The sequence below is a fragment of the Paraburkholderia sp. PREW-6R genome (assembly GCF_039621805.1).
GTDB lineage: Bacteria > Pseudomonadota > Gammaproteobacteria > Burkholderiales > Burkholderiaceae > Paraburkholderia.
In genome coordinates this window covers 2,609,928-2,635,358 of the sequence record NZ_CP155073.1, presented here as the reverse complement: position 1 = coordinate 2,635,358, position 25,431 = coordinate 2,609,928, and the positions used below count along the sequence as shown (strand labels likewise).

At 62.1% G+C, this 25,431-nt stretch carries 23 protein-coding genes and 1 tRNA gene; 12 read left to right on the top strand and 12 right to left on the bottom strand.

Annotation, left to right across the window (positions count from 1 at the left end):
• Nucleotides 1-130 precede the first annotated feature (130 nt).
• Nucleotides 131-1,270 carry a quinolinate synthase NadA gene (nadA, locus tag AAGS40_RS11495; protein WP_345811466.1) on the top strand — a complete coding sequence of 380 codons (1,140 nt, stop codon included), beginning with the start codon at nt 131-133 and terminating at the stop codon, nt 1,268-1,270.
• Complete coding sequence (gene nadC, locus AAGS40_RS11490; RefSeq protein WP_345811464.1) at nt 1,270-2,169, top strand: carboxylating nicotinate-nucleotide diphosphorylase; 900 nt, start codon at nt 1,270-1,272, stop codon at nt 2,167-2,169. The genes nadA and nadC overlap by 1 nt, the downstream gene beginning before the upstream one ends.
• Nucleotides 2,170-2,276: 107 nt before the next feature.
• Here the strand turns inward: nadC and nadB are convergent, their stop codons facing one another.
• From nadB to radC, 4 genes are all read right to left on the bottom strand, one after another.
• Nucleotides 2,277-3,875 carry an L-aspartate oxidase gene (gene nadB, locus AAGS40_RS11485; protein WP_345811462.1) on the bottom strand — a complete coding sequence of 533 codons (1,599 nt, stop codon included), beginning with the start codon at nt 3,873-3,875 and terminating at the stop codon, nt 2,277-2,279.
• Between the two features lie 248 nt (nt 3,876-4,123).
• The gene (rpmG, locus tag AAGS40_RS11480) at nt 4,124-4,291 is read right to left on the bottom strand and encodes a 50S ribosomal protein L33 (protein WP_006050116.1); all 168 of its coding nucleotides are present in this window, start codon (nt 4,289-4,291) and stop codon (nt 4,124-4,126) included.
• A gap of 10 nt (nt 4,292-4,301) precedes the next feature.
• A complete protein-coding gene (rpmB, locus tag AAGS40_RS11475; RefSeq protein ID WP_007180631.1) occupies nt 4,302-4,535 on the bottom strand; it encodes a 50S ribosomal protein L28 in 234 nt (77 codons plus the stop codon).
• A gap of 241 nt (nt 4,536-4,776) precedes the next feature.
• Entirely contained in the window at nt 4,777-5,670 is an 894-nt protein-coding gene (radC, locus tag AAGS40_RS11470; protein WP_345811454.1) for a DNA repair protein RadC, read from the bottom strand.
• Nucleotides 5,671-5,843: 173 nt separating this feature from the next.
• Between radC and AAGS40_RS11465 the strand changes: the two genes are divergently transcribed.
• The 7 genes from AAGS40_RS11465 (at nt 5,844) to AAGS40_RS11435 (ending at nt 12,913) form a co-directional block, all read left to right on the top strand.
• On the top strand, nt 5,844-6,299 hold the full coding sequence (locus AAGS40_RS11465) for a peptidylprolyl isomerase (RefSeq protein WP_345811453.1): 456 nt from the start codon (nt 5,844-5,846) through the stop codon (nt 6,297-6,299).
• Between the two features lie 2 nt (nt 6,300-6,301).
• Complete coding sequence (gene ispH, locus AAGS40_RS11460; protein WP_345811452.1) at nt 6,302-7,261, top strand: 4-hydroxy-3-methylbut-2-enyl diphosphate reductase; 960 nt, start codon at nt 6,302-6,304, stop codon at nt 7,259-7,261.
• A 559-nt stretch (nt 7,262-7,820) separates the two neighbouring features.
• Complete coding sequence (locus AAGS40_RS11455; RefSeq protein WP_345811451.1) at nt 7,821-9,026, top strand: branched-chain amino acid ABC transporter substrate-binding protein; 1,206 nt, start codon at nt 7,821-7,823, stop codon at nt 9,024-9,026.
• Nucleotides 9,027-9,254: 228 nt separating this feature from the next.
• Complete coding sequence (locus AAGS40_RS11450; RefSeq protein ID WP_280996069.1) at nt 9,255-10,205, top strand: branched-chain amino acid ABC transporter permease; 951 nt, start codon at nt 9,255-9,257, stop codon at nt 10,203-10,205.
• Nucleotides 10,206-10,229: 24 nt separating this feature from the next.
• The gene (locus AAGS40_RS11445) at nt 10,230-11,399 is read left to right on the top strand and encodes an ABC transporter ATP-binding protein (protein ID WP_345811450.1); all 1,170 of its coding nucleotides are present in this window, start codon (nt 10,230-10,232) and stop codon (nt 11,397-11,399) included.
• A 17-nt stretch (nt 11,400-11,416) separates the two neighbouring features.
• The gene (locus AAGS40_RS11440) at nt 11,417-12,190 is read left to right on the top strand and encodes an ABC transporter ATP-binding protein (RefSeq protein WP_345811449.1); all 774 of its coding nucleotides are present in this window, start codon (nt 11,417-11,419) and stop codon (nt 12,188-12,190) included.
• The gene (locus tag AAGS40_RS11435; RefSeq protein WP_345811448.1) at nt 12,191-12,913 is read left to right on the top strand and encodes an ABC transporter ATP-binding protein; all 723 of its coding nucleotides are present in this window, start codon (nt 12,191-12,193) and stop codon (nt 12,911-12,913) included.
• Between the two features lie 96 nt (nt 12,914-13,009).
• Here AAGS40_RS11435 and AAGS40_RS11430 read toward each other — a convergent pair whose 3' ends face one another.
• The 3 genes from AAGS40_RS11430 to AAGS40_RS11420 all read right to left on the bottom strand — a co-directional run bounded on the left by AAGS40_RS11430 (nt 13,010) and on the right by AAGS40_RS11420 (nt 16,075).
• Nucleotides 13,010-13,480: a GNAT family acetyltransferase gene (locus tag AAGS40_RS11430; protein WP_345811447.1), complete on the bottom strand. Its 471-nt coding sequence runs from the start codon at nt 13,478-13,480 to the stop codon at nt 13,010-13,012.
• 16 nt (nt 13,481-13,496) lie between these two features.
• Nucleotides 13,497-14,681 (bottom strand): acetylornithine transaminase, encoded by a 1,185-nt coding sequence (locus tag AAGS40_RS11425; RefSeq protein WP_345811446.1) that lies wholly within the window; start codon nt 14,679-14,681, stop codon nt 13,497-13,499.
• 362 nt (nt 14,682-15,043) lie between these two features.
• Nucleotides 15,044-16,075, bottom strand: a complete 1,032-nt coding sequence (locus tag AAGS40_RS11420) for a CDP-6-deoxy-delta-3,4-glucoseen reductase (RefSeq protein WP_345811445.1) — start codon at nt 16,073-16,075, stop codon at nt 15,044-15,046.
• Between the two features lie 119 nt (nt 16,076-16,194).
• On the opposite strand from AAGS40_RS11420, the gene AAGS40_RS11415 reads away from it, so the two are divergent.
• Nucleotides 16,195-17,235: an NAD-dependent epimerase/dehydratase family protein gene (locus AAGS40_RS11415; RefSeq protein WP_345811444.1), complete on the top strand. Its 1,041-nt coding sequence runs from the start codon at nt 16,195-16,197 to the stop codon at nt 17,233-17,235.
• Between the two features lie 125 nt (nt 17,236-17,360).
• On the opposite strand, the gene AAGS40_RS11410 is transcribed toward AAGS40_RS11415, so the two are convergent.
• Both AAGS40_RS11410 and AAGS40_RS11405 read right to left on the bottom strand, forming a co-directional pair.
• Nucleotides 17,361-17,549: a hypothetical protein gene (locus AAGS40_RS11410; protein WP_345811443.1), complete on the bottom strand. Its 189-nt coding sequence runs from the start codon at nt 17,547-17,549 to the stop codon at nt 17,361-17,363.
• Nucleotides 17,550-17,715: 166 nt separating this feature from the next.
• A complete protein-coding gene (locus AAGS40_RS11405; protein WP_345811442.1) occupies nt 17,716-18,426 on the bottom strand; it encodes a 16S rRNA pseudouridine(516) synthase in 711 nt (236 codons plus the stop codon).
• A gap of 297 nt (nt 18,427-18,723) precedes the next feature.
• Here AAGS40_RS11405 and poxB point away from each other — a divergent pair, with 297 nt between their 5' ends.
• On the top strand, nt 18,724-20,448 hold the full coding sequence (gene poxB, locus AAGS40_RS11400) for a ubiquinone-dependent pyruvate dehydrogenase (RefSeq protein ID WP_345811441.1): 1,725 nt from the start codon (nt 18,724-18,726) through the stop codon (nt 20,446-20,448).
• A 301-nt stretch (nt 20,449-20,749) separates the two neighbouring features.
• Here the strand turns inward: poxB and AAGS40_RS11395 are convergent, their stop codons facing one another.
• Nucleotides 20,750-21,694 (bottom strand): alpha/beta hydrolase, encoded by a 945-nt coding sequence (locus AAGS40_RS11395; RefSeq protein ID WP_345811440.1) that lies wholly within the window; start codon nt 21,692-21,694, stop codon nt 20,750-20,752.
• Nucleotides 21,695-21,905: 211 nt separating this feature from the next.
• On the opposite strand from AAGS40_RS11395, the gene AAGS40_RS11390 reads away from it, so the two are divergent.
• The gene (locus tag AAGS40_RS11390) at nt 21,906-23,291 is read left to right on the top strand and encodes an amino acid permease (RefSeq protein WP_345814383.1); all 1,386 of its coding nucleotides are present in this window, start codon (nt 21,906-21,908) and stop codon (nt 23,289-23,291) included.
• A gap of 270 nt (nt 23,292-23,561) precedes the next feature.
• Here the strand turns inward: AAGS40_RS11390 and AAGS40_RS11385 are convergent.
• Nucleotides 23,562-23,646: transfer RNA gene (locus AAGS40_RS11385), tRNA-Leu, on the bottom strand.
• Nucleotides 23,647-23,750: 104 nt separating this feature from the next.
• Nucleotides 23,751-25,136, bottom strand: coding sequence for an oxygen-independent coproporphyrinogen III oxidase (gene hemN / locus AAGS40_RS11380; RefSeq protein WP_345811439.1), 1,386 nt, complete (start codon nt 25,134-25,136; stop codon nt 23,751-23,753).
• Nucleotides 25,137-25,431 lie beyond the last annotated feature (295 nt).

The following is a 25,431-nucleotide window of genomic DNA, read 5'->3' as shown; positions in this document are numbered from 1 at the left end:
CGCGAAATCCTTTAAAATTTCGTTACGTCACAAAACCCCGCGTTGGCGGGGTTTTGCTTTTTGGGCTGCGGAAAATGGCAACGGCTCGCCATGGACAGTCCGCCGCGACAGAGCGAAGGCAGAGGAGAGCATGGAACAGCAGGCGATCAGAACCGTCGAATACGACCGGCCGCACGCGCAGGGCACCAGCTGTGGAGTCGGACAGGCCTGGGCGAAAGTGCCCGAGATGCCGTCGGCGGCGGAAAGGGTAGCATTGAAAGCGCGCATTCGCGCATTGCTCGCGCGTGAGAAAGCGGTACTCGTCGCGCATTACTATGTGGACGCGGAACTGCAGGAACTCGCAGACGAAACCGGCGGTTGCGTGGCCGACTCACTGGAAATGGCACGCTTTGGTCGCGATCACGACGCGCAGACGCTGGTTGTCGCAGGCGTGCGTTTCATGGGCGAGACCGCAAAAATCCTGAGTCCGGATAAGCGCATTCTGATGCCGGATCTCGACGCGACGTGCTCACTCGATCTAGGCTGTCCGGTCGACGAATTCTCGGCTTTCTGCGACGCGCATCCGGACCGAACCGTGGTCGTCTATGCGAACACGAGCGCGGCGGTGAAAGCGCGGGCGGACTGGATGGTGACGTCGTCGATCGGGCTCGAGATTGTTGCCGACCTGCATGCGCGCGGCGAAAAGATCATCTGGGCGCCGGATCGGCACCTGGGCAGCTACATCCAGAGCCAGACCGGCGCCGATATGCTGTTGTGGCAAGGGTCGTGTCTCGTACACGACGAGTTCAAGGGCATTGAACTCGACCTTCTGCGCGCCGAGTATCCGGGCGCAAAAGTGCTCGTGCACCCGGAGTCGCCAGCGAACGTGGTCGCGCAGGCAGACGTGGTCGGCTCGACCACGCAACTGATCGACGCTGCGCAAAAGCTCGACGCTTCGCATTTCATCGTGGCAACCGATCTGGGCATTTTGCACAAGATGCAGCTTGCTGCGCCCGGCAAAACCTTGATTGCAGCGCCAACCGCGGGCAACAGCGCCACCTGCAAAAGCTGCGCGCACTGTCCGTGGATGGCCATGAACGGCCTCGCGAATCTGGCCGACGTGCTCGAGCGTGGCCACAATGAAATTTCGGTCGATCGCGCGGTCGGCGAACGGGCACGCCTGCCGATCGACCGGATGCTCGACTTCGCCGCGCGACACAAGAAGCGTGTGCAGGCGAGCGGCGATCTTGCGCGCGATTCACAACTCTATTCGAACGTTGGAGCCGCGTAATGGGCGCGATCGAAGGCAACAAGCTCGATGCGGTTTCGCCGCTATTTGCTGAGATTCATGCGCAGTACGGGCAGGCGTTCGACGCCGCGTTAGCGCGCAACGTGTCTGACGCGCTGGCCGAAGACGTCGGTCCGGGCGACCAGACGGGTCGTCTCGTGCCAGCCGACGAGGTGCGCGACGCCCGGATTATCGTCCGCGAAAATGCCGTGTTGTGCGGGGTGCCGTGGTTCGACGCGGTCATGCATCAGGTCGATCCGCGTATCGAGGTGCAATGGCTTTATCGCGAAGGCGACAGGATGAGCGCGGACACGCCGGTTTGCGAACTGCGCGGTCCGGTGCGCGCGCTGCTGACCGCCGAACGCAACGCGATGAACTTCCTGCAGTTGCTGTCGGGCGTGGCGAGTGCAACGCGTCGCTACGTGGATGCCATTGCCCATACGAACACACGCATTCTCGACACGCGCAAAACGTTGCCGGGGTTGCGGCTCGCTCAGAAGTACGCCGTGCGAGTGGGCGGCGGCGCGAATCAACGGCTCGCGCTGTACGACGGCATCCTGATCAAGGAAAACCACATTGCCGCTGCGGGCGGTGTTGGAGCGGCCATGGACGCGGCGCTTGCGCTTGATGCAGGCGTCTCGATCCAGATCGAAGTCGAGACGCTCGAACAGCTGGAAACCGCGCTGGCGCATCGGGCGGAGTCGATCCTGCTCGATAATTTTTCGTTCGAAGCCATGCGCGACGCCGTTCGAATTACAGCGGGCAGGGCAGTGCTGGAGGTCTCGGGTGGCGTGAACTTCGATACGGTGAAAACCATTGCCGAAACGGGCGTGGATCGCGTGTCGATCGGAGCGCTGACTAAAGACGTTCGCGCAACCGACTACTCGATGCGAATCGTTTGACAACGCCGCCGCTGCAATGGTCCGCGCGGGCGTTGAAGAAAAAGCCATCGTCAGCCTTCAGGCGGCGATGGTTTTTTCATTCGTGCTTGGATGAATGCGCGTGTCGCTCACACGATACGATTGCGGACATGTTCCGGCGAAAGCACGGTTGGCAGCGCCTTCGGCAACGTGGCCGGCCAGTCACGGCTGAAATGCAGGCCGCGGCTTTCGCGCCGTGATCGCGCGCCGTCGACGATCAGCGAGGCGACATCCACCAGATTTCGCAGTTCGAGCAGATCGCGGCTCACCTTGAAGTTCGCGTAGTACTCGTGAATCTCGTCGCGCAACAGTGCCAGCCTATGACGTGCGCGCGCGAGCCGCTTGTCGGTGCGCACGATGCCAACGTAGTTCCACATGAGCCGGCGCAGCTCATCCCAGTTGTGCGCAACGACGACCTCTTCGTCCGGATCGGAGACGCGGCTTTCGTCCCAATCGGGCAGCGGCGCATGGACCGCTGCGCTGAATCCTTCCTGCTCGATGGCCTGCGCGGCCGAGCGCCCGATCACGAGGCATTCGAGCAGCGAATTGCTCGCGAGGCGATTGGCACCGTGCAGGCCTGTACACGACGTTTCTCCAACAGCGTACAAGCCCGCGAGATCGGTTCGGCCGGCCAGGTCCGTCACGACGCCGCCGCACGTGTAGTGCGCGGCCGGCACCACCGGAATCGGCTGTTTCGTGATGTCGATGCCAAATTCGAGGCAGCGTGCAAGGATGGTCGGGAAATGCTCGCGCAAAAATTCGGGCGATTGATGGCTGATGTCGAGATACACGCAATCGATGCCGCGCTTCTTGATCTCGAAGTCGATCGCACGCGCGACGATATCGCGCGGCGCGAGTTCTGCGCGCTCGTCATGATTCGGCATGAAGCGTGTGCCGTCGGGCAGTTTGAGAATGCCGCCTTCGCCGCGCACCGCTTCCGAAATCAGGAACGACTTGGCGTACGGATGAAACAGGCATGTCGGATGGAACTGGATGAACTCCATGTTCGACACGCGGCAACCGGCGCGCCACGCCATCGCAATGCCGTCGCCCGTCGCGGTGTCCGGATTGGTGGTGTACAGGTAGACCTTGCCCGCGCCGCCCGTGGCCAGCACGGTGTGCGGCGCCTCGATGGTGACTGTGCGGCCACTTTGCAAGTCGAGCGCGTAAAGGCCATGGCAACGGCGTCCTGGCAGACCGAGCCTGTCCGACGTGATCAGGTCGATCGCATAGTGATCTTCGAGCAGTGTGATATTCGGATGACGCCGCACGCGCTCGCTCAGCGTGGCGACGACCGCATGGCCCGTGGCGTCCGCCGCGTGAATGATCCGCCGGTGACTGTGACCACCCTCGCGCGTCAAGTGAAAGCCGAGTTCCGCGGCGTCGTCTTTCGTGAACGGCACGCCTTGTTCGATCAGCCATTCGATCGCCGCGCGCCCGTGTTCGACGATAAAGCGTGTGGCCGCCTCGTCGCACAGACCGCCGCCCGCTATCAGCGTATCGCGCACATGATTTTCGATGCTGTCGGCCGAGTCGAGCACGGCCGCGATGCCGCCTTGTGCCCAATCGCTCGCGCCTTCCGTTATGGATCGCTTGGCGACCACTGCAACTCGCCGGGTCTGCGCAAGATTGAGCGCGACGCTCAGACCCGCGAGACCACTACCGACAATCGCTACATCGAATTCCATTGCCTGCATCTCCATCTTTCGTCGTATTGTCAGGACGGCGTGCGATAGGCCGCCGCTAAAACGAGAAAGGATACGCGTCGCGACGGACGAGGGAAAGCTGGCCGAATGGGATAAGAAATTCAGTGCGCTGCTAAGACGCGTGTATTACTGCATGGGCCTGAAATTGCGCCGCGCAAACAAAAAAAACCTCGCACAGGTGCGAGGTTTTTTGCGTGTCTTTTGCCTTCGTCGGGCTGGAGACCCAAGATTTATTTGATCTTGGTTTCTTTGTAGTCAACGTGCTTACGGACGACCGGATCAAACTTCTTGATCAGCATCTTTTCCGGCATGTTGCGTTTGTTCTTCGTGGTCGTGTAGAAGTGACCCGTGCCTGCGGTCGATTCCAGCTTGATCTTGTCGCGTGCGCCTTTCGCCATGATTTACTCCTTAGGCTTCACCGCGTGCGCGCAGATCTGCGAGCACAGCGTCGATACCGTTCTTGTCGATCAGGCGCAGACCAGCGTTCGAAACGCGCAGACGCACCCAACGGTTTTCGCTTTCTACCCAAATACGGCGGTTTTGCAGATTCGGCAGGAACCGGCGCTTGGTTTTGTTATTCGCGTGGGAAACGTTGTTGCCGCTCATCGGCGCTTTCCCAGTTACTTGGCATACGCGTGCCATGAGAGCACTCCTAATACGCTAATTCTGAGTTCGAACGCCGTGAAAGTTTCCCGAAAAGAGTCGCGCTGAAATTCAGGCACGGATCCTTTCCGGAACGCCTTGGTGGCTTCGGAACAGGGGGTTGGAAATAGGCAAACCGGAATTCTAGCAGAAAAAAAGCCGCAAAATCAAACCTTATTTGCGATGGCGGACCCGCCGGCATGCCGCGTTCGACGGGTTTAGTGCTACGCGGTGGCCCCCTTCATGGCCAGCCTGCGCGGGCGAACGAAAAGACGCGGTCGGCGGCAATGACCAGATGATCGATCAGTTGCACGTCGATCAACGCAAGTGCGCTGCGCAATGTGTGCGTGAGCTGGCGGTCGCTTGCGCTGGGCTGCACGGCGCCCGATGGGTGATTATGCGCGACGATCAGACTGGCCGCATTCAGACTCAGCGCCTGCCGCACGATTTCGCGCGGATAGACGGCCATGCGCGTCAGCGTGCCGCGCGCGCTTTCCTCGCTGCGGATAAGCCGATGCCGCGCATCCAGAAACAGCGTGACGAAAACTTCCCGCGAGCGGCCGCCGATCAGAAGGCGCAGGTAGTCTTCCACGGCCTCGGGCGAGTTCATCGGCGGCCGTTTGCGCATTTTTTCGACGAGCGAGCGTCGCGCCATCTCCATGATGGCGAGCAGTTGTGCTTTTTTCGCGGGGCCGATGCCGCGCAGTCCGTTGAAATCGGCGTACTCCGCGTCGAGCATGGCGCGCAGCGAGCCGAAGCGATCGAGCAGTGTGCGCGCCACTTCGAACACGTCGTGGCCGGGCAGGCCCGAGCCGAGCACGAGGACGATCATCTCGGTATCGGAGAGCACACCCGGGCCGCCGTCCAACAGACGCTCGCGCGGCATATCCTTTTTGGGCCATTTGCGTTTCGACGGGCGGGCGCGCCGCGCGACGGACAATGTCTCGCGAGTGTCACCGGCCAATTCGTGCTCGGCGCGTTCGTCCGGCAATCGAGGCGGTTCGCGCGGCGAGGACGCTGCCGAAGGGTGGACTAACAGCGCGTTCGTCGACGCTGCTGGCGGCTTCGGCATGACCTTCGCCGACGCGCTCGTCTGCGTCAATGTATCGTCAAACGCGCACATTCGATCGTTCATGGTGCTCGGTATCCTTGTGGTCTAGCGTGCGGCGGCGCACGTGACGCGCCCAAGCCGCCGCTCGTTATGTGGCTTACAATAGGCGCTTTGCGCATGGCGAACCAAGGGTTTGCCACACGCGTCGACTGCGCCAGCGGCCCGCGTGCAGCGCGCTTCGACTGAGCGAGCATTGCATGAGCATCATCGACATTTCCGAAGTGAAACCCGGTTCACACGTGACGCTTCACTACCGGCTTTCCCTTGCCGATGGCGCCGAAGTCATCAATACGTTTACCGAGAAGCCCGCCACGCTTCTGCTCGGCGCGGGCCAACTCGCGCCGCCGCTGGAAGACATTCTGCTGGGTTTGAAGGTGGGCCACCATTCGACCTTTCAGCTAGCGCCGGGTCAGGCATTCGGCCCGCGCAACCCGGAACTGATTCAGCGTGTATCGCTGGCCACGCTGCGCGAAAACAGTATGATCGGCGAGGATTTTTCGCCAGGCGATCTGGTCGAATTCAACGCGCCGGGTGGCGGGCGCTATGCCGGCGTCCTGAAAGAGGTGGGCGAAACGTCCGCTCTGTTCGATTTCAACCACCCGCTTGCCGGCCAGGCGCTGGCGTTCGAAGTGAAAATCATCGGGATTCTGTAAACATGAGCATCACGGATACGACTCTTGCCGAAGCGGAGATCCTGCTGGCGCAGCCGCGTGGGTTCTGCGCCGGCGTGGATCGCGCTATCGAGATCGTCGAGCGGGCTATCAAACTGCATGGTTCGCCGATCTACGTGCGTCACGAAATCGTTCACAACGCCTACGTCGTTGAAGACCTGCGCAAGAAGGGCGCGATCTTCATCGAGCGGCTCGAGGAAGTGCCGGCCGGCAACACGGTTATTTTCAGCGCGCATGGCGTGTCGAAAGCCGTGCGCACGGAAGCCGAATCGCGCGGGCTGCGCGTGTACGACGCCACGTGTCCGCTCGTCACCAAAGTGCATATCGAAGTCGCGAAAATGCGGCAGGACGGTTTCGATATCGTGATGATCGGCCACAAGGGTCATCCTGAAGTCGAAGGCACCATGGGCCAGGCGGGCGAGGGCATGCATCTCGTCGAGGACATCGACGACGTGCAGGCGCTGCAGCTGGCCGATCCCGAGCGTATCGCGTTCGTCACGCAAACCACGCTGTCCGTCGACGACGCTGCCGAGATCATCGGCGCATTGAAGGCCAAATATCCGGCCATTCATGAGCCCAAAAAGCAGGACATCTGTTATGCCACGCAAAACCGTCAGGACGCGGTGAAATTCATGGCGCCGCAGTGCGACGTCGTGATCGTGGTCGGTAGCCCTAACAGCTCCAATTCGAACCGGCTGCGTGAACTGGCCGAGAAGCTCGGCGTGCCTTCCTATATGGTGGATTCGCCCGACCAGATCGACCCACGGTGGGTCGATGGCAAGCGGCGAATCGGCGTAACAGCCGGCGCGTCCGCGCCTGAAGTGTTGGCGCAGGCGGTTATCGCACGTTTGCGTGAGCTGGGTGTGCGAAACGTGCGCGCGCTCGAAGGCATCGAAGAGAGCATTGCGTTTCCATTGCCGAAGGGGCTGGGGCTTCCGGCCTGACGGGTCCGATGGCCTACAACGGGCCTTCAGAGCTGAAAGCAAAGCGCGCCTTGGGCGCGCTTTTTTTCGCCTGTACGCAGCTTGGCAGCCAGGAATAAATAGTGCCAAACCACGTCGTTGCGCGCTGATCTGGTCGAGTTCCGCTGAGTTTTTTTGAGCGGCGGAAGACCTTTATCACGCGTTCCTTGATGATGGCGCCCTAATTTTACGTTCGTCGTCACGAAGTAATGACTTTTTGGCGCACTAAAATAGTGCGTACATTGGAACGACGACAAATGTCCAAATGGTGACCAAAGCCTCGGCTGGATCAGGCGGCGCGCCAGCAGATCGCAACACTTGATGACACCGGGTACGGCGATGGTGCAACTGATGCACGAAAATCAGTCGCAACCCGGTTGCGCCGGAGATCGTTTTTGAGTCTCAAATTAAGGTTGCAATGCAGGAAAACCCTGTCAGTTCAACAATATTGCCCATCGCAAAATTGGAGTTACAATGCGCGCGTTCTCAAGGCCTGCGGGCCCCGAACAATAGATTTCGGAAGGTGCAGGAGACCTACTTAATGCGAGTCAAGTTTGCTTACGCCGTGTCCGTCGCGGCCGCGGTTGCGATGCTGACCGCGTGCGGCAAAAAACAGGAAGGCGAGGCAGCAGCAGGTGCAGGTGCGTCGGCGGCTGCCGTTGCGGCAGCGCCGGCGAGTGAAGCGTCGATCGTGAAAATCGGTCATGCGGCCCCTTTGACGGGCGGCATCGCGCATCTCGGTAAAGACAACGAAAACGGCGCGCGTCTCGCGGTCGAAGAAATCAACGCGCAGGGTTTGACGATCGACGGCCACAGGATCCAGCTGGAACTCGACGCGCAGGACGATGCAGCGGACCCAAAGACGGGAACGGCCGTCGCGCAGAAGCTCGTCGACGATCACGTGGTCGGCGTGGTCGGCCATCTGAACTCAGGTGTCTCGATTCCGGCTTCGAAGATCTATAGCGATGCGAGCATCGTGCAGATCTCGCCGTCGTCGACGAATCCGGCCTACACGCAGCAGGGTTTCAAGAGCACTTACCGGGTGGTGGCCACGGACGCGCAGCAGGGTCCGGCGCTTGCGAACTACGCGACGAAGGTGTTGGGCGCGCGACGCATCGCGGTCGTGGACGATGCGACCGCCTACGGCAAGGGGCTCGCGGACGAATTCGCGAAGACCGTGGAGGCGAATGGGGCGAAGGTCGTGGCGCGGGAAGCCACGAACGACCGGGCCACGGATTTCCGGGCCATCCTCACAAAGATCAAGAGTGTTCAGCCGGACGTGATCATGTTCGGCGGCATGGACGCAACGGGCGGCCCGTTCACCAGACAGGCGGCGGCGCTCGGTATCAGGGCAAAAATCCTTGGCGGCGACGGCGTGTGTACCGACAAGGTGGGTGAGCTGGCGGGAACCGCCGTGCAAAACCTGGTCTGTTCGGAGGCAGGACTTGCGCTTTCGAAAATGGACAGGGGAGCGGACTTCGAGAAGAAGTACGTGGACCGCTTCCACACGCCGGTGCAGATTTACGCGCCGTTCACGTATGACGCTGTGTACGTGATCGTCGATGCAATGAAGCGCGCTAATTCTATCGAGGCGCCCAAGGTGCTGGCTGCGATGCCGTCCACCGATTACAACGGGGTAATCGGCCACATCGCGTTCGACGACAAGGGTGATTTGAAAGAGAGCGCCATTACGCTTTACGACTTCAAGGACGGCAAGAAGGCGGTCCTCGACGTCGTGAAGATGTAATGACGGGACGTTCAGTCTGACGGCACCGACAATACCCAACGGTGCCGTTTTTGCATCCGCTCAAGGGGAGCCCACGGCTGTCGTCCAGTCGCCGGGGCGAACTGGCGGCGGATAACCCTTACCGGTCTTTTACATCAGTACCCGCAGTGCCATTGAGGTTACGTGACGCATCGCCGCCCACCGGCTATGAACAACGGAAATCCAGTCGCACGGGCTAAGGAGCTTTAAATGGATATCTTCATCCAGCAGGTCCTAAACGGACTGGTGCTTGGCAGCGTCTACGCCATCATCGCACTGGGCTATACGATGGTTTACGGCATTCTGGGCATCATCAACTTCGCTCACGGCGATGTGTTGATGGTGGGCGCGATGGTCGCGCTCTCGGCCATCGGCGTGCTTCAAAACCACTTCCCCGGCCTCGGCAATGTGCCGACGCTCGTCATCGCGCTGATCATCGCCGCGATTGTGTGCGCGGCCGTCGGCTATACGATCGAGCGGGTCGCCTACCGGCCGCTGCGTAAGGCTCCGCGCCTTGCCCCGCTGATCACCGCGATCGGCGTGTCGATCCTGCTGCAGACGCTCGCGATGATGATCTGGTCGCGCAACCCGCTGCCGTTCCCGCAACTGTTGCCTACCGATCCGCTGAACGTGATCAAGGCCACGGACACCACGCCCGGCGCCGTGATCTCGATGACTGAAATCGTGATCATCGTCGTGGCGTTCCTCGTGATGGGCGGGCTGCTGCTGCTGGTTCACAAGACCAAGCTGGGCCGCGCAATGCGCGCGATCGCCGAAAACCCGGGCAATGCGTCGCTGATGGGCGTGAACCCGAACTTCGTGATTTCGGCGACCTTCATGATCGGCTCGGCGCTTGCTGCGCTGGCCGGCGTGATGATCGCGTCCGAGTACGGCAACGCGCACTTCTACATGGGTTTCATCCCCGGTCTGAAGGCCTTTACCGCGGCGGTGCTGGGCGGGATCGGCAACCTCGGCGGCGCGATGGTGGGCGGCGTGCTGCTCGGCCTGATCGAACAGCTCGGTGCCGGCTACATCGGCAATCTCACTGGTGGTGTGTTCGGCAGTAATTATCAGGACGTGTTCGCGTTTATCGTGCTGATTATCGTGCTGGTGTTCCGTCCGTCGGGTCTGCTCGGCGAACGCGTTGCGGATCGCGCCTGATCCAGGTCCAAGGAGTCCATAAACATGACCTCAATTCAACCGATCGAGCCGTCCACGACGCTCATCCCCGAAAAGAACCGCACCAAAACCTGGACCGTCGGCATCATCACTGCGATCTTCGTGATCGCGGCGCCGATGATCATCGGCACGGCGGGCGGCAACTACTGGGTCCGCGTGCTGGACTTCGCGATGCTGTACGTGATGCTCGCGCTCGGCCTGAACGTGGTGGTCGGCTTTGCCGGCCTGCTCGACCTGGGCTACATCGCGTTCTACGCGGTCGGCGCCTACGTGGCGGCGCTGCTCAGCTCACCGCATCTGTCGACGCAGTTCGAATGGATCGCGCATCTCGCGCCGAACGGGCTTCATGTGCCGTTTCTCATCATCGTGCCGTGCGCGATGGCGCTCGCCGCGCTGTTCGGCGTGCTGCTCGGTGCACCGACGCTGCGTCTGCGGGGCGACTACCTCGCGATCGTGACGTTGGGCTTCGGGGAAATCGTGCGGATTTTCATGAACAACCTCGACCGTCCGGTGAACATCACCAACGGCCCGAAGGGGATCACGGCGATTGACCCGGTGCATTTCGGCGACTTCAGCCTCGCGCAGACGCACACGCTGTTCGGCTTCCAGTTCCCCACGGTCTACTCGTACTACTACCTGTTCGTGATCGCCGCGCTGCTCGTGATCTGGATCTGTACGCGTCTGCAGCACTCGCGTATTGGCCGTGCATGGGCCGCGATCCGCGAAGATGAAATCGCCGCGAAGGCAATGGGCATCAACACCCGTAACGTGAAGCTGCTGGCGTTCGCGATGGGCGCGTCGTTCGGCGGCCTGTCCGGTGCGATGTTCGGCTCGTTCCAGGGCTTCGTGTCGCCGGAATCGTTCACGCTGCCGGAATCGATCGTCGTGCTGGCGTGCGTGGTGCTGGGCGGTATGGGCCATATTCCGGGCGTGATTCTGGGCGCGGTGCTGCTCGCCGTGCTGCCTGAATTCCTGCGCTCGACCATGGGTCCGCTGCAGAACATGCTGTTTGGCCATGAAATCGTCGACACGGAAGTGATCCGTCAGCTGGTCTATGCACTCGCGATGGTGCTGATCATGCTGTATCGCTCGGAAGGCCTGTGGCCGTCGCCGAAGCATGAAGACAAGATCGCCAAACTGTCGAAGCGCGGCGGCAAGAAGCCGGTGCGGGCCTAAGCCGGGGAGAGAAAGAAATGAGCGACAAAATCCGACTGTCCGTAAAAGGCGTCAACAAGCGTTTCGGCGGTTTGCAGGCACTGTCCGACGTGGGGCTGCAAATCCAGGAAGGCACGATCTACGGTTTGATCGGTCCGAACGGCGCGGGCAAAACCACGTTCTTCAACGTGATTACGGGCCTGTACACGCCGGATTCGGGCGACTTCCGGCTCGACGGCGAAAGCTATACGCCGACCGCGGTGTATCAGGTGGCGAAAGCCGGCATTGCGCGTACGTTCCAGAACATCCGTCTGTTCGGCGGCATGACCGCACTGGAAAACGTGATGGTCGGCCGTCACGTGCGTACGAAGCACGGCCTGATCGGCGCAGTGTTCCAGACGCCTGCCGAGCGTCAGGAAGAGCGCGAGATCAAGGAACGCGCGATCGAACTGCTCGACTACGTGGGCATTGCGCAGTACGCGGACTATACGTCGCGCAATTTGTCGTATGGCCACCAGCGCCGTCTGGAAATTGCCCGTGCGCTCGCGACAGATCCCAAACTGCTCGCGCTCGACGAACCCGCCGCCGGCATGAACGCGACGGAAAAGGTCGAGCTGACGAGGCTGCTCGACAAGATCCGCGCGGACGGCAAGACGATTCTGCTGATCGAGCACGATGTGAAGCTCGTGATGGGTCTGTGCAACCAGATGACGGTGCTCGACTACGGCAAGGTGATTGCGCAAGGTCTGCCGCAAGACGTGCAGAAGGATCCGAAGGTGATCGAAGCTTATCTGGGTGCAGGGGTCCACTAAATGTCCACGACGCAAGCAATGTTGAAAATCAAGGGCCTGCAGGTCAATTACGGCGGCATCCAGGCAGTCAAGGGGATCGACCTCGAAGTCGCGCAGGGCGAGCTGGTCACGCTCATCGGCGCGAACGGCGCAGGCAAGACCACGACGATGAAAGCGATCACGGGTCTGAAGCCCTACACGATCGGCGACATCGAGTACATGGGCGAGTCGATCAAGGGCGTGCCGCCGCATCTGCTGCTCAAGCGCGGTCTGGCGATGGTGCCGGAAGGCCGGGGCATCTTCGCGCGCATGTCGATTGTCGAGAACATGCAGATGGGCGCCTATCTGCGCACGGATACGGACGGCATCAAGGCGGACGTCGATCGCATGTTCGGCTTCTTCCCGCGTCTGAAGGAGCGCGCGACGCAGTTCGCCGGCACGCTCTCGGGCGGCGAACAGCAGATGCTGGCGATGGCGCGCGCGATCATCTCGCGTCCCAAGCTGCTGTTGCTGGACGAACCGTCGATGGGTCTGTCGCCGATCATGGTCGAGAAGATCTTCGAAGTGGTGCGCGCGATTTCGGCTGAAGGCATGACCGTGCTGCTGGTCGAACAGAACGCGCGGCTCGCGTTGCAGGCGGCGAATCGCGGCTACGTGATGGACTCGGGTCTGGTCACGATGTCGGGCGATGCGAAGCAGATGCTGGACGATCCGAAGGTGCGCGCGGCCTATCTGGGCGAATAAACCCGTCTGGTCGGCCGTGTCGTGAAAAAGGCCGCATGCGCGCTGAGCGCATGCGGCCTTTCTACATCCGGAAGGTGCGTGACAGAACTGCGCCCGCTAGGCAGACGGCACCGGATCGGCCAGTTCGCCCAGCCGTTTGCCCAGACTGATCACCGGATCCGCGCGGTAACCCAGTACCTCGTAAAAGCCGCGGATCTCGTTCCTGGCCGACAGCACCTGCAAATTCACCTTCGGACAGCCGAGCGCGGTCAGTGCGCTTTCGACATGCGCGACGAGCCGCGTGCCGATGCCATGACGACGCACCGACTCATCCACCGCGAGCGAATACATCCAGCCGCGGTGGCCATCGTAGCCGCCCATCACCGTGCCGACGATGCGCTCGCCGAGCACCGCGACAAAGAACAGCTCGGGCTGGGTCGCGAGTTTGTTCGCGATCGACAGATGCGGATTGCGCTGCGGCCGCGTGACATCCCGATACTCGGGGAATGCCTGCTGCCACAGTGCGATCACGGCATCGGTGTCGGACGCGTCGAAGCAGCGGATAGATAGCGTCGCAGGCGTTGTCATCAACCGTTCCTGTGCATTACAGCGTGTCGAGAATCGAGCGCAGCATCGCCATCATCTGGTCGATTTCCTCGTTCGTCACGTTCAGCGCGGGCATGAAGCGCAGCAGGTTAGGACGCGCGGCGTTCAGCAGCAGGCCGTCGGGCTGCATGTTGCGCGCCTTCTCGACAATCTGGTTGCCGATATCCTTGCCGAGCAGCAGCGCGCGCAGCAGGCCTTCGCCGCGTTCGCCCTCGAAGCCGCGCTCCTCCGATAACGCCAGCAGCTTCCCGCGCAGATACTCGCCGCGCGCACGCACGCCTTCGAGAAAACCCGGCGCGGTGAGTTGCGAAATCACCGAGTAGCCGACGGCGGTCATGAGCGGATTGCCGTTGTACGTGCCGCCCTGGTCGCCGGCCTCGAACACGGCCACGTCCGCTTTCGACAGCAGCGCCGCGAGCGGCACGCCGCCGCCGATGCCCTTGCCGAGCGTCATGATGTCCGGCTCGATGCCCGACAGCTCGTAGGCGAACAGCGTGCCCGCGCGGCCACAACCGCTTTGCACTTCATCGACGATCAGCAGCAGGTTGTGTTTCTTCGTCAGCTCACGCAGCTGTTGCATGAATTCACGCGATGCAGGAATCACGCCGCCTTCGCCCTGAATCGGTTCCAGCATCACGGCGACGGTCTTCGGATTGATGATCCGTTCAACCGACGCGATGTCGTTCAGGTCCGCCTTCGGGAAACCCGGCACTTGCGGCGCGTAGATCGTGTCCCAGCCCGGCTTGCCGCTCGCCGACATGGTGGCGAGTGTGCGGCCGTGGAAGCTGTGGTCGAACGTGATGATTTCGAACGCGCCGTCCTTGAACTTTTTGCCCCATTTGCGCGCGAGCTTGATCGCGCCTTCATTCGCTTCCGCGCCACTGTTCGCAAAGAACACCTTGTCGAAACAGCTGTGCGCGGTGAGCAGGCCGGCCAGTTGCGCCATGGGCTGGTTATAGAACGCCGGCGACGGGTTGATCAGCAATTGCGACTGCCGGTTCAGCGCTTCGATCATGCCGTCGTTGCAATGGCCGAGACTGTTGACCGCCCACCCCTGGATGAAGTCCAGATAGCGCTTGCCGTTATTGTCGTAGAGCCACGAGCCCTTGCCGTGCGTGAAAACGATTTCGGGCCGGTTCGTGATGTACATCAGCGACTCGATGGGATACTCATTGAAATTCATGACGGCGGGCTCCAGACAGCAAGGGTGAAGGGTGGGTGGTGGGTGGCCGGTTCCAGAAGCAGGGGCCGGAAAAACAGAAAAGCCACGGCAGGCCGTGGCTTTCATGATTCGAAGAGCTTGCGCCTTATGCAGCGCGAGTCCGTGACGAAGCCGGCGGCGTCCCTATGGGAGCGGCGAGCGGCGACGTCGAAGTTCGGACTGGATGCGGTTCATGCGCGAAAGAATACGACATGGGCGCCGCCGGTGTAAACCATCAATTTGCAGAGGTCGGCGCCCCGGACGATTTTCATGGCCGTGTCGTCATGGTGACACGTTAAGGATGTGCGATCCGCAAGACGCATGAGAACGGACCGCCTGACCTGTCAAACCGGGTTGGCCAGATCTGCTGCGCTCGTGAACGAGTCCGCATAGAACTCGTCTTCCGGCAACGCGTGATGCTGCGTGAAGTCGCGCTGCGCCGACTCCACCATGACCGGCGCGCCGCACGCGTACACCTGATAGGCGGACAGATCCGGAAGATCCTCGATCACCGCGCGATGCACGAAGCCCACGCGGCCCGTCCATGCGTCGCTCGCATCGGGCTCCGAGAGCACCGGCACGAACTTGAAGTTGGGAATCTCGCGCGCCCATTGTTCGGCAAGTTCGAGCAGGTACAGGTCTTTCTTGCGACGTGCGCCCCAGTACAGCGTCATCGGGCGATTCAGGTTCTTGAACACCGCGTGTTCGACGATCGCCTTCAGCGGCGCGAAGCCCGTGCCGGATGCGAGCAGCACGATAGGCTTGTTCGAGTCTTCACGCAGGAAGAACGTGCCGAGCGGCGCTTCGAAACGAAGAATGTCGCGCTCTTTCATCGTGCTGAACACGTGGTCCGTGAATGCGCCGCCGGGCATGTGGCGGATATGCAGTTCGATCGGACCTTCCGTGTGCGGCGCATTCGCCATCGAATAGCTGCGACGCTTGCCGTCTTTCAAAATGAATTCGAGATACTGACCGGCGAGGTATTGCAGACGCTCGTTGGCGGGCAATTGCAGCTTCAGCACGATCACGTCGTCGGCTTTGCGCTCGATTGCGTTGACGCGGCACGGCAGCTTTTTGACCTGTACGTCGCCCACGCCCGCCACTTCGCGGATGTCCACTTCGAGATCGGTGCACGCGGTGGCGCAGCACAAGAGCGCCATGCCGCGCGTTTTTTCGTCGTTCGACAATGCCGACGACGAATGCGGACGCTGTTCGATCTCGCCGCTGACCACCGTGCCCTTGCACGAACCGCATGCGCCGTTCTTGCAGCCGTACGGCAGGCCGATGCCCTGGCGCAGCGCGGCGCTCAGTACCGGTTCGTCCTGTTCTACCTGAAACTGCCGGCCGCTTTGCCGGAGCGTGACGTTAAATGCCATAGAGTGTTCGAAATCGAAAAGTCGGTAATGGGGTGATCGTGGCGATCGGGTGCGATCATTTCCTGACTGCGGTTCACTGCGCGATGCACGCCGCGCCTGGCGGCTACAATGCGTTCACCATGAAAGCGACACGAAACTTACGCCGGCCGCGCGTGCTGATTGTAGGGTGCGGCGACGTTGGCATGCGCTGCGTGCCCTTGCTGCGGCCGCGCGCGCATATCTTTGCGCTGACCCGTCACGCCGAACGAACCGCCGAACTGCGCGCCGCGGGCGTGACACCAGTTGCCGGCGACCTCGACGCGCGCCGCAGCCTGAAACGGATCGCCGCGCTCGCGCCGACCGTGCTGCACCTCGCGCCACCGCAGACAACCGGCGACGACGACCGCCGCACCCGCGCGTTGCTCGCGACGCTCGGGTCCGGCGGCCGGGCGCTGCGTGCCGCGCGCGGCGCGGTGGCGCCGCTGGGACGGTTACGCCGCGAGCAGCGCGACATGAGCGCGTCGTGGGCGCGCGGAAAAACAGCCGGTATTGTACCCGACGGGGTCGGCCGAACCGCCGCTTCGGCTGCGCGCATCCGGCTCGTCTATGCGAGCACGTCGGGCGTCTACGGCGATTGCGGTGGTGCGTGGATCGACGAGACGCGCGTCACGCAGCCGACGAACGCGCGCGCCAAACGGCGCGTGTCGGCGGAACAGCAACTGCGTCGCGCGACCGCGCGCGGCGCGCTTTGTGCCAGCATCGCGCGAATTCCGGGCATCTATGCGGGCAACCGCTTGCCGCTCGCACGTCTAGAAAAGGGCACGCCGGCGCTGGTGGATAGCGACGACGTCTACACCAATCATATCCACGCCGATGACCTTGCGACCATCCTTGTGCGCCTCGCGACGCACGGACGCCCGGCGCGCGTGATTCACGCGTCCGACGACTCGTCGCTGAAAATGGGGGAGTATTTCGACGAGGTGGCCGATGCGTTTGGTCTGTCGCGTCCGCCGCGCATTTCGCGCGAGCAGGCCGAGCAGCAGATCGAGCCGACCCTGCTCTCGTTCATGCGCGAATCGCGGCGGCTCGTGAACAGGCGTCTGAAAAGGGAATTGGGCGTGCGCTTACGGTATCCAGGCGTGCAGGACTTTTTGCGCGAAACACAGCGGCACAGGAAGTAGCGCACGCAAACATCCGTGTCCGCGCCGCTTACGTGCTGGCCACTTCTCGCCGTGCCGGCCGTGGCCCGTCGACGCATGATGCGGCGCGCCGTCTCGTTGCGGCGAAGCGTTGGTGCCGCGCAGCGTCAGGTCAACGCCGGGAGTGCTTCGAGCAACAGAAAACACAGCATTGCACCGATCAACGCACCGATCAGATTGGGATGATAAGTGTGGCGCAACCTCATCGTCACCAGCAATCCGGCGATCAGAACTAACCCGGCGCACAAAAACAGAATCATGCCGTGAGAGATCACGACGGTGTCATGGATAGCCATGGCGCCCCTCCTTGAAACTTATTGGTCTTTGTTTAGACGAGTATAGGGCGACTTGTAAGGAAGGGCATGTTGCGTCGCAGCGCGCGGGGCCGCTTTCGTTCACGGGGCAATCAGGCGGCCCCCGACTTTTCGTGCTGGATCAAGGTTTTAAAAGGGCGCTACCGGTTTACCCGCTCCGTAAAGATCCGAGGTCGGCTTCGTCGAGCCATTGCCACGCGCCGGGCGCAAGCGCTGCGGGCAACGCGAGTCCGCCGACGCGCTCGCGATGCAGGGCCTCGCAGCGGTTGCCGGCCGCCGCGATCATCCGCTTGACCTGGTGATATTTGCCTTCCATGACGGTCAGCGCCAGCATGCACTCGCCGCGCGTTTGTGCGTCGACTACCGCAATCGGTTTGGGCTCGCTATGCAACAGCACGCCACCGCGTAGCGCGTCCAGTTGCGCATCGTTCACGGGATGGCGCGTGGTGGCTACGTACACCTTCGGCACCTTGCGTTTCGGCGACGTGAACATATGGACGAATTTGCCGTCGTCGGAAAGGAGCAACAGCCCTGTTGTGTCCTGGTCGAGCCGGCCGACGCACTGCACGCCGCGCTCGGCGAACTGAGGTGGCAACAGGCTGAACACGCTCGGATGATGCTGCGGGTCGCGCGAACATTCATAGCCCGCGGGCTTGTTCAGCAGCAGGTAAGCGTGTTCGCGATATGGCCAGTCGACGCCGTCCACGCTGAAGTGGAAATCGTGTCCATCGAAGGAGAAATCGGTGTTGGCGTCGGTACAGACCACGCCGGCGACGCTCACGCGGCCGTCGCCGATCAGCGCGCGGCACTGGCGGCGCGACCCGAAACCTTGTGTGAAGAGGATGCTTTCGAGATTCATGGCGAGCGAAGAATAACATCGCGGGAACCCGGACGCCCCGTCGCCCGTTGGCGGTGCATCGGCGTAGTCTCCAGGCATGCTGCGGTGATTCGGATTCTTAACTAATCGCGGCAGCGCGGATGCCTTTCGTAAGGTCGATGGACGTCGCGTCAGTCGGACTGAAAGGAAATCGGCGGCACCCCTGTCATGCGCCGCCTTTCCACCATGCTTCTGCGCACCCGGACGACGCCTTGTTCGAGGAAGGGGTAATCTCTGCGTCTGCAGAGGTACCGTCTTTCTCAACGAGCGGAGCACGGCATGAGTAAGCAGACTATCGCGGATTATCTGGCCAGAACGTTGGCCGCAGCAAACGTGGATCGCATCTGGGGCGTAACGGGCGACAGCCTGAACGGCCTGTCAGACAGCTTGCAACGGGTCGGTTCGATACGCTGGATGCACACCCGTCACGAAGAAGTCGCCGCCTTCGCCGCCGGCGCCGAAGCCGCCGCCACCGGCAAGCTTGCGGTGTGCGCAGGCAGTTGCGGTCCGGGCAATCTGCATCTAATCAACGGCTTGTACGACTGTCACCGCAACCATCAGCCTGTGCTCGCGATCGCCGCGCATATCCCGTCGTCGGAAATCGGGCTCGGCTACTTTCAGGAAACGCATCCGCAGGATCTGTTCAAGGAGTGCAGCCACTTCGCCGAACTCGTCACGAACCCGTCACAATTTCCTCGTGTTCTCGCGCATGCCATGCGCACTGCAATCGAGGACCGTGGCGTCGCGGTGATCGTGCTCCCGGGCGATGTTGCGCTCGCGGAGGCGACCGATGAAACGCCGGCATGGGCCGGCACGCTCGAGCGGTCCACCGTGCTGCCGTCCGAAGCCGACCTCGACCGCCTCGCCGACCTGCTCAACGAGGCCAATGCAGTGACGTTGCTGTGCGGCAGCGGCTGTGCGGGCGCGCACGACGAGGTGGTGGCGCTCGCCGATCAGCTGGCCGCGCCCACCGTCCACGCATTGCGCGGCAAGCAGTACGTGGAGTGGGACAATCCGTTCGACGTCGGGATGACGGGGCTGATCGGCTTCAGCTCCGGCTACCACGCGATGATGTCGTGCGACACGCTCGTGATGCTCGGCACCGACTTTCCGTATCGAAACTTTTATCCGTCGCACGGCAACGTGGTGCAGATCGACCGGCGCGGCTCCGCGCTCGGCAAGCGCGCGCCGCTGAAGCTCGGACTCGTCGGCGACGTGAAGGCGACGGTCGAGGCGCTGCTGCCGAGGCTCAAACGCAAGGCCGACCGGCGCTTCCTCGAGAACGCGCGCAAGCACTATGCCGACACGCGCAAGGATCTCGACGATCTCGCGCGTCCTTCGCCCGCGGGGCGCGCGATTCATCCGCAATATCTCACCAGCATCGTCGACAAGGTTGCGAACGAAGACGCCGCGTTTTCCGTCGATGTCGGCACGCCCACGCTCTGGGCCGCGCGTTATCTGACGATGAACGGCAAGCGCACATTGCACGGTTCGTTCAACCACGGCTCGATGGCGAACGCAATGCCGCAAGCGCTCGGTGCACAAGCCGCGCAACCGGGCCGCCAGGTCATCTCGTTGTCCGGCGACGGCGGTCTTTCGATGCTGCTTGGCGATCTGCTCAGCGCGCGGCAACTCGACCTGCCGATCAAGGTGGTGGTGTTCAATAACGGCACGCTCGGTTTCGTCGCAATGGAGATGAAGGCGGGCGGTTATCTCGAAGCCGGCACCGATCTGATCGCGACGGACTTCGCGGCCATTGCGCGAGGCGCGGGCATTTTCGGCGCTCGCGTCGAACATTCGGAAAACATCGAACCGGTGTTGCGCGAGGCGTTTGCGCATCCGGGGCCGGCGCTGGTCGACGTCGTGACCGCGAAGCACGAACTCGCGATGCCGCCGAAGATTCAGTGGGCACAGGCGAAAGGCTTCAGCCTGTATATGCTCAAGGCGGTACTGAATGGCCGCGGCGACGAAATCGTGGAACTGGCAACCACGAATCTGCGGTGATGCCGGGCAGGCGCGGCGAAGGGTGCGTGTGAGCCGCGAGGAGGGTGGGGCGCCTCGGGTGCCTCGCCTGGCTGTCGCTCGTGGCGTTGGTAGCTCAGTGGCTCAGTGGCTCGGTGGCTCGGTGGCTCGGTGGCTCAGTGGCTCAGTGGCTCAGCGGCTCGGTGGCTCGGTGGCTCGGTGGCTCAGCGGCTCAGTGGCTCAGTGGCTCAGTGGCTCAGCGGCTCAGCGGCTCAGCGGCTCGGTCGCGAGCACCAGCGGCGGTTACGCGCAGGAACCGCGCATGCGCGGCGTTGCGCTCGACTCATTGCTGCCGGCCAAGCTCCCGTGCGGCCCGGTCGATCACGTCCGCAATTGCAGCCGCATGCGAGACCGGCGCAAGATGGCTCGACGCGATCGGCACGACCTTCGCGTCCATGCGCTCGGCCATGAACTTTTCGACCTCGGGCGAGACGGCGCGGTCTTTCGTCGTGAGCACGTACCACGACGGCTTTTCCCGCCACGCCACCTGGCTGACCGTTTCGGTAAACGCTTTCGATGAGATCGGCTGCTGCGCGGCGGCCAGCACGCGGGTCACATTGTCGGGGACGTCCGCGGCGAAGTCGGCGCGGTAATGAGTGCGGTCGAGCCAGAGAAAGCCGCTCGGGTCCGTGATCATGCTCTGGCCTGCGGGCATCGGCGCCGCGCGCTTCATCAGATCGACCGCCGACTCGTGCAAGTCCGGCGCGATCGCCGCGACGTAGACGAGGCCTGCTACGTTCGGCGCGTTCGCGCCTGCCTCGGTGATCACCACGCCGCCCCACGAATGGCCGACGAGCATCGTCGGACCGTCCTGGCGCGCAAGGACGCGGCGCGTGGCGGCGACGTCGTCGGCGAGAGAGGTGAGCGGGTTCTGCACCGAACTCACGTGATAACCCTTCTGCTGCAATTTAGCGACCACGCCGTTCCAGCTCGAACCATCGACGAAAGCGCCGTGCACCAGCACGACGTTGCGCACCGGGCCGCTCATCGGCGCGACCGGCGCGACAGGTGCGGCCGTGGCTGTTGCCGCAGTGGGCGTGGCCGGGGTCGTCATCGGTTGTGCGATCGGCGGCGTTTCAGGCACGGAGGGCGGCGGCATTTGCGGCACGCTCATTTGCGTGGCCGGCGCACCTGGCGATTCAACCGGCGTGGCTGTCTGCGCGAGGACGTTTGCCTCGGCGAAGCAGAGACTCACAGCGGCGGCGCACAGCAGGCGTTTGAGCGACATGTTGAATCTCCGGAGGCTGATTGCTCGACTACGCGAACATACATAAGCCCCCTACCCGTGACAATCACAATCCATGCCGTTAAGTGCGGCGCAGAACTAACGCGGGTTGCTCCCAGTATTTAGGTTATATCGGCCGGGGTAAAATTTACGGTTTGCCAGGCCGGATCATAAGTCCAGCCGGGTGATCGATATCCATACACTGGGGCGCAAGTTGAATAGTGGACAGCAGCAGGACGGCCTGAAGCGCGGGCTGAAAAATCGCCATATCCAGTTGATCGCGCTGGGCGGCGCGATCGGCACGGGGCTCTTTCTCGGCTCCGCCAGCGTGCTGCAGGCAGCCGGCCCGTCGATGATTCTCGGCTACGCGATCGGCGGCATCATTGCCTTCATGATCATGCGGCAACTGGGCGAGATGGTCGCGCAGGAACCGGTCGCCGGGTCGTTCAGCCACTTCGCGTACAAGTATTGGGGCGATTTCCCCGGCTTTCTGTCGGGCTGGAATTACTGGGTGCTGTACGTGCTCGTCAGTATGGCGGAGTTGACCGCCGTCGGCACCTATGTGCATTACTGGTGGCCGGGGGTGCCCTCGTGGGTGTCGGCGCTGGTGTGCTTCGCGGTGATCAACGCGATCAACCTCGCGAACGTGAAGGCGTATGGTGAAACCGAGTTCTGGTTCGCGATCATCAAGGTCGTGGCGGTGATCGGCATGATCGTGTTCGGCGGTTATCTGCTGATCAGCGGCCACGGCGGACCGCAGGCGTCGATCACCAACCTGTGGAGCCACGGCGGTTTCTTCGCGCATGGCTTTCACGGTCTGTTCATGATGCTCGCGGTCATCATGTTCTCTTTCGGCGGGCTTGAGTTGATCGGCATCACGGCAGCCGAAGCCGACGAGCCGCAGAAAAGCATTCCGAAGGCCGTAAATCAGGTGATCTACCGGATTCTGATTTTCTACATCTGCTCGCTCGTCGTGTTGCTGTCGCTCTACCCATGGAACGAAGTGGCGGCGGGCGGCAGTCCGTTCGTGATGATCTTCTCGCAGATCGGCTCGACGCTGACCGCCAATGTGCTCAACGTGGTGGTGCTGACCGCGGCGCTGTCCGTCTACAACAGTGGCGTGTACGCGAATAGCCGCATGCTGTATGGCCTCGCGGAACAGGGTAACGCGCCGCGCGCGCTCATGAAGGTGGACCGGCGCGGCGTGCCGTACATGGCCATTGGTTTGTCGGCGCTAGCCACGTTCACCTGCGTGATCATCAACTATCTGATTCCCGCCGAAGCACTCGGTTTGCTGATGGCATTGGTCGTTGCCGCTCTCGTGTTGAACTGGGCGCTGATCAGCTTGACGCATCTGAAGTCGCGCAAAGCGATGGTCGCCGCGGGCGAAACGCTCGTATTCAAGTCGCTCTGGTTTCCGCTCAGCAACTGGATCTGTCTCGCGTTCATGGCGTTGATCCTCGTCATTCTGGCCATGACGCCCGGCCTCTCGGTTTCCGTATGGCTCGTGCCGGCGTGGCTCGTCGTGATGTGGGTCGGCTATGCGCTCAAGCGTCGCCGCGCGGCCATGCATCGCAGCGCAGGCGTAGCGGGGCGTTGATGGTCTGTCGAACGGCGTGTGAGGTGATGTGCGAAGTGGCGTGCAATGTGTTTGCGCGCTTACGTCGTTCGAGCGTGGCGTATTGAGCCAGGTGCGCGATCCATTGCCCGTTGCAGAGCGGCGCGTGGATCGCGATGGTCATGGTCGGAAGGCCAGAAGCAACAAACCCCGCAGGCGGTCAACGCAGGCGGGGTTTTGAGCTAAGCGAGGCTGGAAAGTACAGTTGAACGCGAGAGGAGAATTCGAACTTACGCGTACATTGAAATTCTTTGGTGCCCAGGGCCGGAATCGAACCGGCACGCCTTGCGGCGGGGGATTTTGAGTCCCCTGCGTCTACCAATTTCACCACCTGGGCAGGTCTTGCAGCGCACGCGCAAGACATGGCGCGCGGCGAAGACGCAGATTATGGCCGAAATTTCGAAGACGGGCAAGCCAGCCGCTCTTCATGCTGTCCGCGCTTCAAACCGTCCGCGAAAAGCGTTCGAGCGTTTGCTGTCCAAGGTAGCGGTCGAACACCATCGCAATATTGCGCACGAGCATGCGCCCCGCAGTGAGCACGTCGAGCTGGCGTTCGCTGATCGAGATCAGCCCATCCTGCTCGAAGCTTGCCAGCCTTTCCAGTTCCGGCTCGAACACATCAGCGAAGCGGATGCCATACGCGGCTTCGAATTCATCGAAGCGCACTTCGAGGTTGCACATGAGTTGCGTGATGATGTCGCGGCGCAGGCGATCGTCGACGCTCAGGCGCACGCCGCGTGTAATCGCGAGCTTGCCGGCTTTCATCGCCGCCGAATAGACGGGCAGGTCTTTGGCGTTTTGCGCGTAGACATCGCCGACCTTGCCGATCGACGACACGCCGAGGCCGATCAGATCGCATTCGGCCCGCGTGCTGTAGCCCTGAAAGTTGCGATGCAGCGTGCGGCTTGCTTGCGCACGCGCGAGTTCGTCGGTGGGCAGCGCAAAGTGATCCATGCCGATATAGACGTAGCCCGCACCGGTCAAGCGCTCGATCACGCGTTGCAGGATCGCGAGCCGCATGGGCGGCGTGGGCAGCGCAGCCGGGTCCATCTGTCTTTGCATCTTGAAGAGCTGCGGCATGTGCGCATAGGCGAACACCGAGAGCCGATCGGGCGCAAGCTCGATCATCGTGTCGAGCGTGCGGCTGAAGCTTTCCACCGTTTGATGTGGCAATCCATAAATCAGATCGACGCCGATCGAATGGAAGCCTGTGGCGCGCGCGGCCTGCATGACCGACGCGGTCATCTCGAAAGGCTGCACACGGTTGATTGCCCGTTGCACCACGGGATCGAAGTCCTGCACACCGAGGCTGAGGCGGTTAAAGCCGAGTGAGCGCAAGTGCGCAACCGTTTCCGGCGACGCCTCGCGCGGATCGACCTCGATCGAATACTCGGAGAGTGCGTCGGGCAGCAACGAGAAATGCTCGCGCGCCGCCGCCATCAATTCAGTCAACTCGTCGTGCGACAGGAAAGTGGGCGTGCCGCCGCCCAGGTGAAGTTGCGACACCGGGCGGCGCGTATCGAAATGCGCCGCCTGCAACGCCATCTCGCGCTTTAACTGATCGAGGTACGGTCGTGCATGCGAACGGTTTTTCGTCGCGATCCTGTTGCATCCGCAGTAGAAGCACACGGTATCGCAAAAGGGGATGTGGAAATACAGCGAGAGATCGGTCGATGCTGCGCCCGGATCGGCGGCGGCGCGCAGGTAGTCGGCGGGATCGAAGTCGTCACGGAACTGCAGGGCCGTGGGATAGGACGTATAACGAGGACCGTTTGCGTGATATCGGGCAAGCAGGTCGGGGCGAAAGAGTGTGTTGGCGATAGTCATGGGAAGCCCGTTCTGACGCCGACGCCATGAGGCAAAGGCGGCTTCGTCGGACCAGCCCGAACCGCGCGGATGCCCCTCGGGCGTGGCCATTCGTATCCAGCAAGTTTAGGCGGATGGTCATCGGGACGATTGCGTAAAAAGGTCGCACGAGAGGCAGTGGCACAATGCGGGTCTGGCAAGGTGTTGCCCGTTTTGAATTCAGGAAAACGTCGTGAATGATGTGTCGGACAGTGTGATGCAGCAAAACGTGGCGCGCGACTCGAAGCATGACTGCGCGCATGACTCGGTGCATGAC

Coding starts and splice junctions, on each gene's coding strand:
- rpmB (WP_007180631.1), bottom strand. CDS start 4,535: ATGGCACGCGTATGCCAAGTAACTGGGAAAGCGCCGATGAGCGGCAAC.
- AAGS40_RS11430 (WP_345811447.1), bottom strand. CDS start 13,480: ATGACAACGCCTGCGACGCTATCTATCCGCTGCTTCGACGCGTCCGAC.
- AAGS40_RS11450 (WP_280996069.1), top strand. CDS start 9,255: ATGGATATCTTCATCCAGCAGGTCCTAAACGGACTGGTGCTTGGCAGC.
- AAGS40_RS11395 (WP_345811440.1), bottom strand. CDS start 21,694: ATGTCGCTCAAACGCCTGCTGTGCGCCGCCGCTGTGAGTCTCTGCTTC.
- AAGS40_RS11465 (WP_345811453.1), top strand. CDS start 5,844: ATGAGCATCATCGACATTTCCGAAGTGAAACCCGGTTCACACGTGACG.
- ispH (WP_345811452.1), top strand. CDS start 6,302: ATGAGCATCACGGATACGACTCTTGCCGAAGCGGAGATCCTGCTGGCG.
- rpmG (WP_006050116.1), bottom strand. CDS start 4,291: ATGGCGAAAGGCGCACGCGACAAGATCAAGCTGGAATCGACCGCAGGC.
- hemN (WP_345811439.1), bottom strand. CDS start 25,136: ATGACTATCGCCAACACACTCTTTCGCCCCGACCTGCTTGCCCGATAT.
- AAGS40_RS11440 (WP_345811449.1), top strand. CDS start 11,417: ATGAGCGACAAAATCCGACTGTCCGTAAAAGGCGTCAACAAGCGTTTC.
- nadC (WP_345811464.1), top strand. CDS start 1,270: ATGGGCGCGATCGAAGGCAACAAGCTCGATGCGGTTTCGCCGCTATTT.
- nadA (WP_345811466.1), top strand. CDS start 131: ATGGAACAGCAGGCGATCAGAACCGTCGAATACGACCGGCCGCACGCG.
- radC (WP_345811454.1), bottom strand. CDS start 5,670: ATGAACGATCGAATGTGCGCGTTTGACGATACATTGACGCAGACGAGC.
- AAGS40_RS11445 (WP_345811450.1), top strand. CDS start 10,230: ATGACCTCAATTCAACCGATCGAGCCGTCCACGACGCTCATCCCCGAA.
- AAGS40_RS11420 (WP_345811445.1), bottom strand. CDS start 16,075: ATGGCATTTAACGTCACGCTCCGGCAAAGCGGCCGGCAGTTTCAGGTA.
- nadB (WP_345811462.1), bottom strand. CDS start 3,875: ATGGAATTCGATGTAGCGATTGTCGGTAGTGGTCTCGCGGGTCTGAGC.
- poxB (WP_345811441.1), top strand. CDS start 18,724: ATGAGTAAGCAGACTATCGCGGATTATCTGGCCAGAACGTTGGCCGCA.
- AAGS40_RS11455 (WP_345811451.1), top strand. CDS start 7,821: ATGCGAGTCAAGTTTGCTTACGCCGTGTCCGTCGCGGCCGCGGTTGCG.
- AAGS40_RS11415 (WP_345811444.1), top strand. CDS start 16,195: ATGAAAGCGACACGAAACTTACGCCGGCCGCGCGTGCTGATTGTAGGG.
- AAGS40_RS11425 (WP_345811446.1), bottom strand. CDS start 14,681: ATGAATTTCAATGAGTATCCCATCGAGTCGCTGATGTACATCACGAAC.
- AAGS40_RS11405 (WP_345811442.1), bottom strand. CDS start 18,426: ATGAATCTCGAAAGCATCCTCTTCACACAAGGTTTCGGGTCGCGCCGC.
- AAGS40_RS11410 (WP_345811443.1), bottom strand. CDS start 17,549: ATGGCTATCCATGACACCGTCGTGATCTCTCACGGCATGATTCTGTTT.
- AAGS40_RS11435 (WP_345811448.1), top strand. CDS start 12,191: ATGTCCACGACGCAAGCAATGTTGAAAATCAAGGGCCTGCAGGTCAAT.